The organism is Clostridium sp. AM22-11AC (assembly GCF_003473545.1).
Taxonomy (GTDB): Bacteria; Bacillota; Clostridia; order Lachnospirales; family Lachnospiraceae; genus Enterocloster.
Genome location: NZ_QUCM01000003.1, coordinates 261,913 through 277,823, shown reverse-complemented (window position 1 = coordinate 277,823; position 15,911 = coordinate 261,913). Strand labels below are relative to the sequence as shown.

The following is a 15,911-nucleotide window of genomic DNA, read 5'->3' as shown; positions in this document are numbered from 1 at the left end:
TTGTAAGTATTCGGAAGATCAACAGTTCAATATGTGGTTTTGAAGGTATGTATAATATAAATAATATTTTGCCTGGGCAGAAATGCTCAGGTTTTTTGTTTTTCTTAAATCATTACACTTGACCCTACAACTGTTGTAGAGTATAAACTGATACAAGCAAATAGATTAATTTGCAATAAGACAACACAGGAGAGACACATATCATGGAAAGAAACCTTACTGAAGGAAGCGTATTTAAAAACATCATCTATTTTTCCCTTCCGTATTTACTATCCTATTTCCTTCAAACCCTGTATGGAATGGCGGATCTGTTCATCATTGGTCAGTTTGAAGGCGTGGCAAGTACCACAGCTGTTTCCATTGGAAGCCAGGTAATGCATATGCTTACTGTTATGATCGTAGGCCTGGCAATGGGAGCAACTGTAAACATCGGACAGGCCATCGGCGCAAGAGATAAGAAAAGAGCAGCAATGGATACAGGAAATACAGCTACTTTATTTATGGTACTATCGGTTGTTTTGACGGTGGTTTTATTCCTTTCCGTAAACGCAATCGTATCCATTATGTCTACGCCGGAAGAGGCAATAGCAGGAACCGCTCTTTATTTAAAGATATGTTTCCTTGGCATTCCTTTTATTACAGCTTATAACATCATCAGCTCTATTTTCAGGGGAATGGGAGACTCTAAGAGTCCTATGTATTTTATCGCCATTGCCTGTGTTGTAAATATTGCACTGGATTACGTTTTTATGGGCGTATTGCATTTAGGACCTTCCGGAGCAGCGCTGGGAACTACCTTATCCCAGACTGTCAGTGTGATCGTGGCCCTGACCATGTTTATGAAGGGAAAAACAGGGATTACAGTAAAGAAAAGCGATTTTAAGCCCAGAAAAGAGACCATGGGCAGACTGTTAAAGATCGGTTTTCCTATTGCTATGCAGGACGGTCTGATCCAGGTGGCATTTATCATTATCACTATTATTGCAAACAGGAGAGGTCTTACAGATGCGGCAGCAGTAGGTATTGTGGAAAAAGTGATCAGCTTTCTGTTTTTAGTGCCGTCTTCCATGTTATCAACAGTATCTGCTTTAGGTGCCCAGAATGTAGGAGCAGGAAAACCGGAGCGGGCGGCAGCTACTTTAAAATATGCCATCTGTATTGCCGGGGGATTTGGTCTGATCATTGCCATTATCATCCAGTTTACAGCAGGAAATGTAGTGAACCTGTTTACCAATGACCAGGCAGTGGTCTATGCCGGTGCCAAGTATTTAAAAGGTTATATCTGGGACTGTATGTTTGCAGGGATCCATTTCAGTTTCAGTGGTTATTTTTGTGCCTGTGGACGGTCCGGGTATTCCTTTATTCACAATATTACCTCCATTGCCCTGGTGCGTGTCCCAGGAGTGTATCTTACCTCTAAGATATTCCCGGAAACATTATTTCCAATGGGACTGGCAACAGCGGGTGGTTCTTTTATGTCGGTTGTGTTCTGTACCGGGTTATTCCTTCTTTTGCAGAGACAGAAACGACAGGAGAAAGGTATATAGAAATACAAACATTGCAGTGTAATAAAAAGGTATTGCGAAATCAGACAAAAAGTGATACCCTTTTAAAGGCTCAACTGAAAACTTGCAGCATCTGGAAAAAAGGCGGTCTGGTACAGAAAAATGAAAGACCGTCAGGGAAGTGGGGTGAAAATCCCCCGCAGCTGCCTCTACTGTAAAAACGGGGACAAAGGACAAAAAAGTCACTGCGAAAGCGGGAAGACGTCCGGAGGATGAACCATAAGCCAGGAGACCGGCCGGATGTCTGACAGAGGAATAGTCTGGGACAGGGACTATTACCTTTCAGTCTGCAAATACATATGCACTATATAAATGTGCAATTTTGTAATTTTGCGGAAGATATGGCTCTGTTATGCAATTTATGATGGAGAGCATATTTTATCCTTGTGCAAAAAGCTGTATATCAATAGATAAAAACAGTAAAAGGGAAACACACAGGATAGCAGACTGAAAGGAGACATAAAAATGAGAAACAGCAAGAGATGGCTGGCAGCGATCTTAGCAGGCGCAATGATCGCAGTAACTGGTTGCTCTGGTTCTGCTTCCAAGCAGGAGACCACAGCAGCTGAAACAACAGTAGCAGAGACTACAGCGGAGGAAACAACCGCAGCTGAAACTACTGCAGAAGCAAAAGAAGGGGAAACAACTACATTCGTAGATGACCTTGGAAGAGAAGTAGAACTGGAACTTCCGGTCACCCGCGCTTGTGTTGCAAACCGTTATAATAATGAGCTGATCCGTGCCGTAGGCGCTGGTGATGCAGTTGTTGGTGTAGATCAGTACACCTCCCAGGACCCTGTATACTGGCCACAGTTTGGCGAAGATGAGACCTTTGGAAAAGATGAGTACGATTATGAGAAGATCGTTGCATTAGATCCTCAGGTACTGGTAGTTCCAAAGAACGGTAAAGTAGAAGAGTCTGTTGAAAAATTAGAGTCCTTTGGTATCAAGGTAGTTGTTATCACAGGTTGGGATAACTCTGATGTTCCGAAGCAGATCCGTCTTTGCGGCGAGCTGTTTGGAAAGCAGGAGCAGGCAGAAGAACTGGTTGATTTCTACCAGAAACCAGTTGATTATATCAATGAGCAGTTAAAGCAGGTAACAGACCGTAAAAAAGTTTACTGGGAGTACGGCGATGATTACAGCACCTGTATCCCTGGAACTTCCAATGACGGCTGGCACAACATGATCCTGATGGCTGGCGGTATCAACATTTTCGGTGATGCTTCTTTAGCAGGTAAGGACATTGATCCAGAGCAGATCTTAACCGAAGATCCAGACCTGATCGTAAAGATCTACGCTGGTAAGAATGTAATCGGAAACAGCGGCGTATTTACAGCACCTCCACAGGAAGAGTTTGCAGAGAAAGCAGATGAAATGCTGCAGCGTCCAGGCTGGAAGGATTTAAAGGCTGTTAAGGAAGGAAACTTCTATCTGAATACAGCATTTATGAGCGGCGGCCTTGGAAAGATGATCGGTGCTGCTTACATGGCAAAATGGCTGTATCCGGATCTGATGACCGACTTAGACCCAGATGCAATCTTCACTCAGTGGATGAAGTATCAGGGATTTGAACCAAACGCACCTCATTACTATCACGTACCTGCACAGGGTTAATGACCATGAGGGCGGATGATAACCAGGAAAAAAGAGATTTAGCAGGTGATTATCTGCGAAGAGCCAGGAGAAAGAACATTCTCCTGGCTGTTCTTCTATTAGTGTTACTGGTAGCAGCTATATGGGCCGCCTGCCTGGGGGTAGCCCAGCTGACACCAGACCGTATGATCGTAACATGGCTCCCTTCTTTTAGCGGAATGTTTAAAGGAGTAGCGCCTTTAGATGCGAAAGAGCAGAACGTGCTCCTTATGTTAAGGCTCCCAAGAATTGCAGCAGCTGTGATCGCGGGAGCCGGACTGGGGATCGCAGGTTCCGGTATGCAGGCTATTACAGGAAACCCGATGGCCAGCCCCTTTACTACCGGTCTTTCCAGTGCAGCAGCTTTTGGAGCGGCTCTTATGATCTTGTTTGGCGGATTTCCTTTATGGATGCAGAAGGGAGCTACTGTAGCGGCCGCGTTTGTCATGTCTGTGATCTGCGCCGTTGTTGTTTATACAGTGGCAAGTTACAAACAGCTTCGTCCGGAAGCATTAGTTCTTACAGGAATTGCCTTAAACTACCTGTTTAATGCTTTAAACTCCACCATGCAGTTTATAGCGAATGAGCAGCAGCTTCCGGCCATTGTACACTGGTCTTTTGGAAGCCTTACAGCCGTAACATGGTCAGATATCGGGATCATGCTGTTTTTCTTTGCAGTATCTTTTCCTGTATTTATGAGTCAGGCATGGGCATTTAACCTGTTAGATGATGGTGGAGATGAAACAGCGAGAGCCTTAGGTGTAAATGTAAAGCGGACCAGACTGCTTTGCGGCGGAGCGGTAACTCTGCTTACAGCCTCTGTAGTCAGCTTCACCGGTATCATTGGTTTCGTTGGCCTGGTAGCGCCTCATATGGCACGTATGCTCATTGGCGGCGATTACCGTCATCTGCTTCCCTATTCCGCTGTAACAGGAGCATTCTTAGTGCTGGCGGCTGATACACTGGGAAGAAATGCATTTTCACCTACTACAGTACCGGTGGGAATTGTTGTTTCCTATGTAGGTGTTCCATTGTTCCTGTACCTCATCCTTCGTGAAAGGAGGAAGAGCCTGTGATGGAAAAGAAAAATGTGATTGGAAATGGAACCAAAACCGAAAATGGAAATGAGAATGGATCGGGAATTGGAATGGGAACTGCCAATGACCTGGAAGTTTCCGGAATTAAGTTCCATTATGGAAAACGTGAGATCTTAAAAGGAACCGGTTTCTGCGCCAGACGAGGGGAAGTATGCCTGCTGTTAGGTGCCAATGGAGCAGGAAAATCTACTTTATTAAAATGTATCAACGGTCTTTTAAAAGCCTCTGATGGAACTGTAAAATGGCTGGGACAGGACACAAAACCTCTTTCCCTCAGGGAAAAGGCAAAGATCTTCGGCTATGTTCCACAGAATACACAGGCCGGTTTAAGCCTTACTGTTATGGAAACAGTTATTTCCGGGCGGCTTCCATTTTCCGGCGGAAAAACAGGAAAAGAAGATGTGGAAAAAAGTGCCCAGGTATTAGAGCAGTTTGGACTGTCTGACTATGCTTTCCGCCAGATGGGACAGTTAAGCGGTGGAGAACGCCAGAGAATATTGATCGCCAGAGCCCTGGCAGGAGATCCTCAGGTGCTGCTTTTAGACGAACCTACCAGCAGCCTGGATCTTCGCTATCAGTATGAAGTTATGGAACTTCTGGTAAAAGTAAGCCGGGAAAAGAATCTGGCAGTAGCAGCCGTGATCCATGATCTAAACCTGGCTCTTGATTTTGCAGACCGGGTGGCATTGCTCCATGACGGTCATGTGCTGGCAGAAGGAGCCACCAAAGAGGTGATCACACCAGAGCGGATCGAAAAAGCCTATGGGATACGGGCTGCGATCCATAATCTGGAAGACAGATGGATCGTATTGCCGGAAAAATCGTTGTAATAGTGTAGAATTTTGCAATATTTTGTAATATTCAGAAAAATCTTATTGAAAAAAATTCTAAGTTAGTGTAATATTAAAAAGTAGGAAATGGACACAGTACCATTTCTGCTTTGTGAACTGGGGGCACCACTTTTCACAAACTTAAAAGGCGCCGGAACATATTTTATGTGTATCCCGGCGATGAATAGAAGAATGTATAAAACGCTTGTGGATATAACATCTGCAGGCGTTTTTTGTTGCCATGTATCAGGAAGAAACTGCCGGTGGCAGGTTCTGCAGGTTGCTAAAAAACGTCTGCACAGATAACAGAAAGCACATTAGATCAGAAAGGAGGAACTGTTTTGGTAACAATCAACGGAGAAGAAAAAAACGCAGCTGGAAAAACAATCTATGCCTATTTATCAGAAGAAGGATACGATACAAGCCGTGTAGTAGTAGAACAGAATTTACAGATCATTCCCCAGGATCAGCTTGAAAATACCCTGATCCAGGAAGGTGACCAGATCGAAATACTTTGTTTTGTAGGAGGAGGCTGAAAATGACAGCCATACAGGAAAAAATGCAGGCCCTTATTTCAAAAGAAGAACTGGAACGGGCTTTTGATGCCAGATTTCCACGGGAAATGAAGGAGAAATTCTCCAACGCCCGTGTGGCAGTAGCCGGACTTGGGGGACTGGGATCTAACATAGCTGTAATGCTTGCAAGAAGTGGGATAGGACATTTGCTTTTAGTGGATTTTGATACAGTGGATGTGACAAATTTAAACCGTCAGATGTATATGATTCCTCATTTAGGCAGACCCAAGGCAGAAGCATTGCCGGATATACTCTGCCAGATCAATCCATATCTGGAATATGAGTCTGTTTGTGTTAAAGTTACACCGGAAAATGTAAAGCAGCTGTTTGAAATGTATCCCATTGTCTGTGAAGCCTTTGACAAACCAGATCAGAAAGCCATGCTGGTAAGAGAACTTTTAGGACAATGTCCGGAGACAATGGTCGTTTCAGGAAATGGAATGGCAGGTCTGGGAGATACCAATGACATACAGACAAGGAAGATGATGAGACGGCTTTATGTATGCGGGGATCAGAAAACAGATGTAGGAAATGGGATCGGCCTTATAGCGCCCAGAGTAGCAGCCTGCGCTGCCCATCAGGCCAATAAAGTACTGCAGCTGATCCTGCAGTCATAAACAGAAGAAGCCTGTAAACAGAAAAATATATAAATATGTACATATGTGAAAAGAGAGGAAAACAACATGGAAGATAAACTGGTTCTTGGGGGAAAAGAATTTAGCAGCCGTTTTATTTTAGGTTCCGGCAAATATAATATCAATCTGATCAAGGCAGCGGTAGAACAGGGCGGCGCCGAGATTATTACTCTGGCATTAAGAAGAGCAAATACCCAGGAAAAAGAAAATATTTTGGATCATATCACGGAAGGAGTAACATTACTGCCCAATACTTCCGGTGCCAGAAACGCAGAAGAAGCAGTGCGTATTGCCAGACTGAGCCGGGCTATGGGCTGTGGGGATTTTGTCAAAGTAGAGATTATGCGTGATACAAAATATCTGTTTCCGGATAATTATGAGACAGTAAAAGCGACGGAGACCCTTGCAAAAGAGGGCTTTATCGTTCTGCCTTATATGAACCCGGACTTAAATGTGGCAAGAGATCTGCAAAGCGCCGGCGCAGCAGCCGTTATGCCTTTAGCAGCTCCGATTGGAAGCAACAAGGGTCTGGCAACCAAGGCCATGATCCAGGTACTGATCGACGAGATCGACCTGCCTATCATTGTAGATGCAGGTATTGGCAAGCCGTCCCAGGCATGTGAGGCAATGGAAATGGGTGCTGCGGCAGTTATGGCAAATACTGCTATTGCAACGGCCGGAGATGTGCCTGCTATGGCAAATGCCTTTAAGCTGGCCATTGAAGCAGGAAGAAAAGCATACCTTACAGGAATGGGAAGAGTCCTGGCAAGAGGCGGCAGCGCATCTGATCCGCTTACAGGCTTTTTACGTTAGGAGGCAGCGGACATGAACGAAGAAAACCAGGTCTATTTTGTAGACAGTGATAAGCTGCCTGAGGAAGCATTAAAGCGGAAGCACCGCTTAGAGCAGGATCCAACTTTCCGTACCAACCACATGGAATACATGGAAGGGATGGAAGTGATCCGGTCTGACATCAAGGACAAAGTGGAAGAGGCCATGAAAGCCTTTGATTATGATGCCTATACGGCAGGGGATGTAGAGCGGGCGCTGTCCCATGAAACATGTTCCATTGAAGATTTTAAGGCACTTTTATCCCCTGCAGCGGCTCCTTATCTGGAGGTAATGGCCAGAAAAGCTGAGGAGATCACAAAAAATCATTTTGGCAATACGGTATACATTTTTACCCCTCTTTATATTGCCAATTACTGCCAGAATTACTGCATTTACTGCGGTTTTAACTGCTACAACAACATCCGCCGCAAAAAACTTACATTTGAAGAGATCGAGCATGAAATGCAGGTGATCGCAAAGACCGGTATGGAAGAGATCCTGATCCTTACAGGGGAAAGCAGGGCCTATTCGGATGTAAAATATATCGGAGAAGCAGTGAAGATTGCCCGGAAATATTTCCGAAATATCGGCATTGAAATCTATCCTGTAAATGTAGATGAGTATAAATATCTTCATGAATGTGGCGTAGATTATGTAACGGTATTCCAGGAAACCTACAATACAGATAAGTATGAAACCCTGCATCTTATGGGACATAAACGTGTATGGCCATACCGCTTTGATGCCCAGGAGCGGGCTCTTATGGGAGGTATGAGAGGTGCAGGCTTTTCCGCGCTGTTAGGTCTGGATGATTTCCGAAAGGATGCTCTTGCAACGGCTCTTCATGTATATTATATCAACCGGAAATATCCACATGCAGAGCTTTCTTTAAGCTGTCCAAGACTACGTCCTATCGTCAATAATGACAAGATCAATCCAAGGGATGTAGGGGAAAAAGAACTTTGCCAGGTTCTCTGTGCATACCGTATTTTCCTGCCATTTGCAGGTATTACTGTATCCAGCCGTGAAAGCGCTGCTTTCAGAAACGGCATTACCAAGATTTGTGCAACAAAGGTTTCTGCCGGTGTATCCACGGGAATTGGAGATCATGAGGAGAAATACGAAGGCAAGGAAGATGCAGACGTAGGAGATGAGCAGTTTGAGATTAATGACGGACGTTCTTTCGCCAGTATGTATGAGGATATGGAAAAAGGCGGTCTGCAGCCGGTCCTTAACGACTACATTTATGTATAATAGAAGAACTTGATAGACAAAAAACACACAGCTTGTCATCTTTAGGCTGCTTTTGTGGGGAAACATCAGAGATTGTAAAAAGTAAGACTGAAATCGTAATAGAAAAGTAATAAAAGGATGTGCTATACTAAAACTAAGTAAAAAACGTCTGAAAACAGATGTCTGGGGTAGGACGATAGGTTCGGGAAATCTGCAGGGACAGACGGAACAGAAGGAGAAGTTTTATGAAGAAGACGGGAAAAATATGGGTAGCACTTATTACAGCACTCAGTCTTGCCATGCCAATGAATGTGTGGGCAGACACGAAGATCACCAGCATCTCATTGAAGATCGATTCGTCCATTGAAGCAGGAGACAGCGACAGTGACGTGGATGTAACTACTTCCTCAAGATACTGCAGTGTAGATGATGTGGAAGTTACAAACGAGCCGTCCGACGAGTGGAAGAGCGGTGCAAGACCAAAGATCAAGGTTACATTATCCTCAGATGGTGATGCGTACTTTGGCACAGGTATTACAAAAAGTGATATTTCTGTCAGTGGAAATGATGCTACCGTTACATCAGTCAGTCGTTCCGGCAAGTATGAACTGAATGTCAGTCTTACTCTGGAAAAACTGGAACGTGACTCCAGTGATTATGATCTGGATGTAACAGGGTTAAACTGGGATGATTATGACGGAACTGCAAGCTGGGAAGAGCCGGAAGATGCAAAGCGCTATGAAGTACGTCTTTACAGAGACGGAAGCAGCGTTTCTTCTGCAATCTCTACTACAGACACCAGCTACAATTTCGCCAGCTATTTCACAAGAAGCGGTGATTACACATTTAAGGTACGTGCGATCTACAACACCTCCAACAAAGGTGACTGGGAAGAGTCAGACGAATTAAGCGTTTCCTCCAGCGAAGCAAAAGATATCCGTGACAATGGAAAATCCTCCGGAAATACACCTTCCAATTCCATAGATGATGACGGCGGCCCTGGAGACACAAACACTAGTCAGGGCGCATGGCTTAAAAATGACACCGGCTGGTGGTACTGCAACGCGGACCGCAGCTATCCGGTAAACCAGTGGCAGTATATCAACAATTACTGGTACTTCTTTAATGCATCCGGCTATATGGTAACTGGCTGGGTACAGTGGAATAACGTATGGTATTACTGCTGTGACAGTGGAGAGATGCTTACCAATACCCGTACACCGGATGGCTATTATGTAGATGGAAACGGGGCATGGATCCAGTAGAAAACTTAAAACGGTCAAATGAGGACATTCTAATTTTTCGGCGGGCAGCAACTATCCCTCTCTACCATATGATGAGGCACCAGGATCTTGGTGGCAGGAAGCCCGGGATCTTCAATGTGGTTGATCATCTGGGTAGCGGCTTCTGCGCCAAGCTGGAAAGAATTGATATCCACAGAAGTAAGCTGAGGCGAAGCAAGCCTTGCAAACAGTGAGTTATTAAAAGAGACAATGGAAAGATCTTCCGGTATGGAAAGACCCATTTCCAGGCAGACACGTTCTAAGGTTGCAGCCAGGATATCATCACTGACTACAACAGCAGTAGGACGGTCCGGTAAAGAGAGAAGACAGCGTAAAGGTGCGCTGTCTTTTTCTGTTGCTGTAGATGACGCACTGGTGCCGCCTGCGTTTATGGCAGCAGTCATTTCCACGCAGTAATCCGCTCTTGGAAGGATATTGTGCTGTAAAAGGGCAGTCTGATAGCCGCTTTTACGGTCTGCGGAGAAGATCATGGAAGTATCACTTCCAATGTAGCCGATCCGTCTGTGTCCCATCTGGTACAGATACTCCGTTGCTTCCTGAGCAGCCAGGAGATTATCATTATCAATGTAGATCGTCTGGTTTGCATGGGAATAGGCTTTTCCTACCAGCACATAAAGAAATCCTTCATTATAGAGAAAATCAGCAATGGGGTCATCCTGGCGGGAATAAAGAACGATAAAACCGTCTACCTGTCCGCTGCGCGCCATGGTCTTGATCACCTGAAGGACTTCTTCTTCACTTTCACCTGTGATCACGGTGTTGATATACTGCCGCTTGTTGCACAGCTGGCTGATCCCGCGGATGGCTTCCAGATAAAAGGAGTTTTCGTATGCCTCTCTGGCGGAAACAGGCAGAATGATCCCGATGGTACGGGAATTCTGGGAAGCCAGATTGCTGGCCTGGAAGTTGGGCTCATATCCTAACTGCGCCATGGCCCGGCGAACTTTTTCTTTTGTTTCCTCACTGATAGAGGGATTGTTTTTACAGGTTCTGGATACAGTAGAAGAAGATACACCTGCCAGAGCTGCTACATCTTTTATGGTAACCGCCATGATAAAACCTCCTGGGATCATTAAAAATCGTCTGATATTATTTTAAAAGAGAATAAGAGCCTTGTCAATAAAGATTGCGCAAACTCAGTGCAAAAATTGCATAAAATATTGCAGGAAAGAAGAGACACCTCTGGAGTTGATAAAACAACTGGAAAATTGCACAAAACAGGGCAGAATAAATTGTGCAAAAAATAGAAAACCTGGAAAATATAGAAAATACACTTGAAAAAGCAATGCAAACTTATTATATTTAATGCAAGCGGTTGCACAATCTTGCAAAAACATGAGACGGGGCACAAAAGGAAAGCAGGCCGCAAAAGAATGTCCGGGAGGGAACAATTTATGAGCAGAGAAGAAGGTAAGAACGTGTTGATACTGTCACCACTGACAGGCAGGGCAGTACCGTTGGAAGAGGTTCCGGATCCTGTGTTTTCACAGAAGATCATAGGAGATGGAATGGCGGTCATTCCAACAGAGGGGAAGATCGTAAGCCCGGCAGACGCACAGATCGTATCCGTAGCAGACACAGGTCATGCCTATGGTCTGAAAACAGAAGAGGGTGTGGAACTTCTGATCCACGTTGGTCTTGAAACAGTATCATTAAAAGGGGAGTGTTTTAAGATACATGTAAAGCCAGGTGACACTGTAAAAGCGGGAGATCTGTTAGCAGAGGTGGATCTTGAATTTCTGGAAGAACGGAAGCTCAACCCCATCACTCCTGTGCTGATCTGCGGCGGAATGGAAGGAAGAGTCCTGGTAAAGAGTCAGCTAGGACAGGTGGAAGCCGGAAAGAGCGTGCTTTTGACAGAAACAACCAAAGAGAACCTGAAAGATGAACAAAAAACACAGACAGATCCATCCGATAACCTGGAAAATTCAGCACCAGAGCCAAAATCAGAAAAGAAAAAGCTGTCCATTAACTTTGACTTTTTACAGAAACTGGGAAAAGTACTGATGGCAGTAATTGCAGTTATGCCTGCGGCAGGTCTGATGATCAGCCTTGGAAAACTGGTACAGATGGCAGGAGCCGATATGAGTATGATCTTCACAGTGGGGAGCACTATGGAGAGCATTGGCTGGGCCATCATCAATAACCTGCATATCCTTTTTGCAGTAGCTATTGGCGGTTCCTGGGCAAAAGAACGGGCCGGCGGTGCCTTTGCATCTGTGATCGCCTTTATCCTGATCAATGTAATTACAGGAGCGCTGTTTGGCATCTCTTCTGACATGCTGGCAGATCCAAACGCAGTTACCCATACACTGTTTGGAAAAGAGATCCTTGTAAATGGATACTTTACCTCTGTTTTAGGCGCGCCTGCATTGAATATGGGTGTGTTCGTAGGTATCATATCCGGTTTCGTAGGAGGTACTGTTTACAATAAGTATTACAATTACAGAAAACTTCCTGATGCACTGGCATTTTTCAATGGAAAACGTTTTGTACCTATGGTAGTGATCCTGTGGTCTGTGATCATTTCCGCTGTTTTAGCAGTTGTATGGCCGGTGATCCAGGGCGGTATCAATGCATTTGGCGTGTGGATCGCAGGTTCTTCCACCACTTCACCGGTACTGGCACCATTTATTTACGGTACCTTAGAGCGTCTGCTCCTGCCGTTTGGCCTTCATCATATGTTGACCATTCCTATGAATTATACTTCTTTTGGCGGTACTTATGAGATCATGACTGGCGTAAATGCAGGAAGCAAGGTATTTGGACAGGATCCTTTATGGCTTGCATGGGCCAATGACCTGATCAACTTTAAAAGCGCAGGAGACATGGCGGCATATACAAACCTTCTTACAACCGTTACACCGGCCCGCTTTAAGGTAGGACAGATGATCGGTGCTACCGGACTGATCTCCGGTATTGCTCTTGCAATGTATAAGAGAGTAGATCCGGATAAAAGGGACAAATACAGATCCATGTTTTTATCCACAGTACTTGCTGTATTTTTAACAGGCGTAACAGAGCCACTGGAATTTATGTTTATGTTCTGTGCCCTGCCGTTATATCTGGTTTATGCAGTACTTCAGGGATGTGCATTTGCAATGGCCGGTATTATCCACCTGCGTCTTCATTCCTTTGGTAACCTGGAATTTATCACCCGTATCCCCATGTCTGTAAAAGCAGGACTGACCGGGGATCTGATCAATTTTGTAATCTGCGTGGTAGCATTCTTTGTGATCGGATATGTGGTTGCCTATTTTATGATCGGAAAATTCCATTTTGCAACACCGGGACGTCTGGGAAATTATACAGATGACGGAGCAGAAGAGGAAGATCAGGGCAGTACACAAACTGGAAGCAAAGAAAAGAAGGACTCCCAGGCAGAGCGCATCATCGCTCTTTTAGGCGGCAGGGAAAATATTGTTTTAGTTGATGCCTGCATGACAAGACTTCGTGTGACTGTAAAAGATGTAGATAAAGTAGCAGAACTGCCTGCATGGAAGGCAGAGGGAGCATTAGGGCTTTTAAAGAAGGATGGCGGTATCCAGGCCGTTTATGGACCAAAGGCAGATGTGCTGAAATCCGATATTAATGATATTTTACAATAGAAAGGCTGTAAAATGAAGATCCTTACGTTAAATACACACAGTTTGGCAGAAGAAAATGCCACAGAAAAAATGGAACTGTTTGCCGGTATCCTGGAAAAAGAGCAGCCGGAGGTCATGGCATTTCAGGAAGTAAACCAGACCATGGCAGAACCATTTATAAATGAGAAAGAAGTTTGTGGTTATCAGCCGGTCAAAGGCTTTGAAGGGAAAATGCGCCGGGATAATTATGGTGCGTCTCTGGCAGAAGCGTTAAGGAAAAAAGGTCTTTCCTACTACTGGACCTGGATCCCTGTAAAAGTAGGATATGATAAATATGACGAAGGACTGGCAATCTTTTCCAAAAGTCCCATTCTTTCTTCCTGTGTATTTAACTTAAGTGCTTCTGATGATTACTATAACTGGAAAACCAGAAAAACTCTGGGAATACACACAGAAAAGGGCTGGTTTTTTACTGTGCATATGGGCTGGTGGAAGGATGAAGAAGAGCCTTTTAAAGCCCAGTGGGAAACATTTTTAAAGAATACAAAGAGCCTGATGGAGAAAAAAGAAACATCCCTGTGGGTCATGGGAGATTTTAACAGTCCTGCTTCTGTAAGGGGAGAAGGCTATGATCTTGTAAGAGTAAGCGGTTTTAAGGATACATGGGATCTGGCAGAGAAGAAAGATGCCGGATTTACAGCACCGCCAAAGATCGATGGCTGGAAGGAAGCAGAAGGAAAATCGCCTGAGCAGGGAATGCGCATCGACTACATCTGGCATTGGGGAGATATTAATATAGAAGAGTCCCGTGTTTTATGCAACGGGAAAAGAGAACCAGCAGTTTCGGATCACTATGCGGTGATGATCAAAACAGGTATATAGAACCGTTGCAACAGGCATTAAAAACAGGGAAAGAGGAGCGTAAATAAAGTGAACAGAACAGCAGGAATACTTTTATCTGTATCCAGTCTGCCATCAAAATACGGCATTGGCTGCTTTTCAAAAAGCGCCTATGAATTTGCAGACTGGTTAAAAGAAGCAGGTCAGAGCTACTGGCAGATCCTTCCTTTAGGACCTACCAGCTACGGCGACTCTCCGTACCAGTCATTTTCCACCTATGCAGGAAATCCTTATTTTATCAGCTTAGAAGACCTGATTGAAGAAGGTGTTCTTACAGAAAAGGAATGTGAAAAACTGGAAACAGAGTCCAAAGAAGGGACCATCGACTATAAAAAGCTGTATGAGGACCGGTATCCTATTTTGCGAAAGGCCTATGAGCGCAGCAATATCAGTGAAAATCCGGATTATCAGCAGTTTCTTGCAGAAAATGAATGGTGGCTTTCTGATTATGCCCTTTTTATGGCAGTAAAAGACCGGTTTGAGGGAAGACCATGGACGGAGTGGGCAGAAGATATCCGCCTGCGTTATGGCTATGCCATGGATTATTACAGAAGAGAACTGTATTTTGACATAGAATTTCAGAAATACCTGCAGTTTACCTTTTATAAACAGTGGAATAAATTAAAGGCCTATGTCAACAGTCTGGGGATCCGCATGATCGGGGATATTCCCATTTATGTAGCTATGGACAGCGCAGATGCCTGGGCGAATCCTTCTTTGTTCCAGTTAGATGAGAAAAATGTGCCTTATGCAGTAGCCGGCTGCCCGCCGGACGGATTTTCTGCTACAGGCCAGCTTTGGGGCAATCCTTTGTACCGCTGGGAATATCACAGACAGACCGGGTATGAATGGTGGTTAAAGCGGCTTTCCCACTGTTTTAAACTGTATGATGCAGTGCGCATTGACCATTTCAGAGGATTTGACCAGTATTATTCTATCCCTTATGGAGCGGAAGATGCTACCAGAGGCCACTGGGAACAGGGACCGGGGATCGATCTTTTTAACCGGGTACGTCAGGTGCTGGGAGAAAAGGAAGTCATTGCGGAAGATCTTGGCTATGTAACAGACTCTGTGCGCAAACTGGTTTATGACAGCGGTTTTCCAGGTATGAAGGTACTGGAATTTGCCTTTGACTCCAGAGATTCCGGTTGTGCCAACGATTACCTGCCTCACAATTATCCGGAAAATTCCGTAGCTTATACAGGAACCCATGATAATGAAACTCTGGCAGGCTGGTTTGACAGCATTACAAAAGAAGAACAGAATATGGTACGTGATTATCTGTGTGATCATTACACTCCAAAGAAATATTTATATAAGTCTTTAAACAGCCTGGTAATGCGTTCTAAAGCTGCCCTTTGTGTGATCCCAATGCAGGACTATCTGGGACTGGATAATCATTACCGTATGAACAAGCCTTCTACTGTAGGAGAAAACTGGAAATGGCGCCTGAAAAAAGGAGAGCTGACTGACTTGTTAAAAGAAGAGATCCGTGGTATGACCCGCAGATATGGACGTTTAAATGGTCAATAACCTGTAATTCGTTTGTTTTTTAACAGAAACATAAGCTATTGAGAAAGAAAATCACTTGCAATGTATTTCGTATATGCGTATAATAAAAACAGAAACAGCCCGAATGAGCTGTTTCTGTTATGTTAATAAAACTTTTTTGATCTATATGCAACTGTTAAAAAAATCACAACAAAGAGGAGAAAGCGA

Annotated in this window: 13 protein-coding genes and 1 riboswitch; of the genes, 12 read left to right on the top strand and 1 reads right to left on the bottom strand. The window is 44.5% G+C overall.

Going from position 1 to position 15,911, the window contains the following annotated elements:
* Positions 1 to 203: 203 nt before the first annotated feature.
* From DW251_RS05165 to DW251_RS05125, 9 genes are all read left to right on the top strand, one after another.
* Complete coding sequence (locus DW251_RS05165) at positions 204 to 1,547, top strand: MATE family efflux transporter (protein WP_021870558.1); 1,344 nt, start codon at positions 204 to 206, stop codon at positions 1,545 to 1,547.
* A gap of 91 nt (positions 1,548 to 1,638) precedes the next feature.
* Positions 1,639 to 1,821: riboswitch (cobalamin riboswitch) on the top strand.
* A gap of 209 nt (positions 1,822 to 2,030) precedes the next feature.
* The gene (locus DW251_RS05160) at positions 2,031 to 3,182 is read left to right on the top strand and encodes an ABC transporter substrate-binding protein (RefSeq protein ID WP_021870557.1); all 1,152 of its coding nucleotides are present in this window, start codon (positions 2,031 to 2,033) and stop codon (positions 3,180 to 3,182) included.
* 5 nt (positions 3,183 to 3,187) lie between these two features.
* Entirely contained in the window at positions 3,188 to 4,276 is a 1,089-nt protein-coding gene (locus DW251_RS05155) for an iron ABC transporter permease (protein WP_118300419.1), read from the top strand.
* Positions 4,276 to 5,127, top strand: coding sequence for an ABC transporter ATP-binding protein (locus DW251_RS05150; protein ID WP_118300408.1), 852 nt, complete (start codon positions 4,276 to 4,278; stop codon positions 5,125 to 5,127). Before DW251_RS05155 ends, DW251_RS05150 begins: the two co-directional genes overlap by 1 nt.
* Positions 5,128 to 5,468: 341 nt before the next feature.
* Complete coding sequence (gene thiS, locus DW251_RS05145) at positions 5,469 to 5,663, top strand: sulfur carrier protein ThiS (RefSeq protein ID WP_118300407.1); 195 nt, start codon at positions 5,469 to 5,471, stop codon at positions 5,661 to 5,663.
* A 2-nt stretch (positions 5,664 to 5,665) separates the two neighbouring features.
* Positions 5,666 to 6,319: a sulfur carrier protein ThiS adenylyltransferase ThiF gene (thiF, locus tag DW251_RS05140; RefSeq protein ID WP_207663354.1), complete on the top strand. Its 654-nt coding sequence runs from the start codon at positions 5,666 to 5,668 to the stop codon at positions 6,317 to 6,319.
* 66 nt (positions 6,320 to 6,385) lie between these two features.
* Positions 6,386 to 7,150 (top strand): thiazole synthase, encoded by a 765-nt coding sequence (locus DW251_RS05135; RefSeq protein ID WP_118300406.1) that lies wholly within the window; start codon positions 6,386 to 6,388, stop codon positions 7,148 to 7,150.
* 12 nt (positions 7,151 to 7,162) lie between these two features.
* Positions 7,163 to 8,422 carry a 2-iminoacetate synthase ThiH gene (gene thiH / locus DW251_RS05130; protein WP_118300405.1) on the top strand — a complete coding sequence of 420 codons (1,260 nt, stop codon included), beginning with the start codon at positions 7,163 to 7,165 and terminating at the stop codon, positions 8,420 to 8,422.
* A 224-nt stretch (positions 8,423 to 8,646) separates the two neighbouring features.
* The gene (locus DW251_RS05125) at positions 8,647 to 9,666 is read left to right on the top strand and encodes a hypothetical protein (protein WP_118300404.1); all 1,020 of its coding nucleotides are present in this window, start codon (positions 8,647 to 8,649) and stop codon (positions 9,664 to 9,666) included.
* Positions 9,667 to 9,695: 29 nt separating this feature from the next.
* Here the strand turns inward: DW251_RS05125 and DW251_RS05120 are convergent, their stop codons facing one another.
* Positions 9,696 to 10,757 carry a LacI family DNA-binding transcriptional regulator gene (locus DW251_RS05120; RefSeq protein WP_021870549.1) on the bottom strand — a complete coding sequence of 354 codons (1,062 nt, stop codon included), beginning with the start codon at positions 10,755 to 10,757 and terminating at the stop codon, positions 9,696 to 9,698.
* 342 nt (positions 10,758 to 11,099) lie between these two features.
* Here DW251_RS05120 and DW251_RS05115 point away from each other — a divergent pair, with 342 nt between their 5' ends.
* Genes DW251_RS05115 through malQ form a run of 3 tightly spaced genes read left to right on the top strand, consistent with a single transcriptional unit; the run spans position 11,100 to position 15,725 of the window.
* Positions 11,100 to 13,313, top strand: a complete 2,214-nt coding sequence (locus DW251_RS05115; protein ID WP_118300403.1) for a PTS transporter subunit IIBC — start codon at positions 11,100 to 11,102, stop codon at positions 13,311 to 13,313.
* 12 nt (positions 13,314 to 13,325) lie between these two features.
* A complete protein-coding gene (locus DW251_RS05110) occupies positions 13,326 to 14,174 on the top strand; it encodes an endonuclease/exonuclease/phosphatase family protein (protein WP_021870547.1) in 849 nt (282 codons plus the stop codon).
* Between the two features lie 48 nt (positions 14,175 to 14,222).
* The gene (gene malQ, locus DW251_RS05105) at positions 14,223 to 15,725 is read left to right on the top strand and encodes a 4-alpha-glucanotransferase (RefSeq protein WP_118300402.1); all 1,503 of its coding nucleotides are present in this window, start codon (positions 14,223 to 14,225) and stop codon (positions 15,723 to 15,725) included.
* The last annotated feature ends 186 nt before the right edge of the window (positions 15,726 to 15,911 follow it).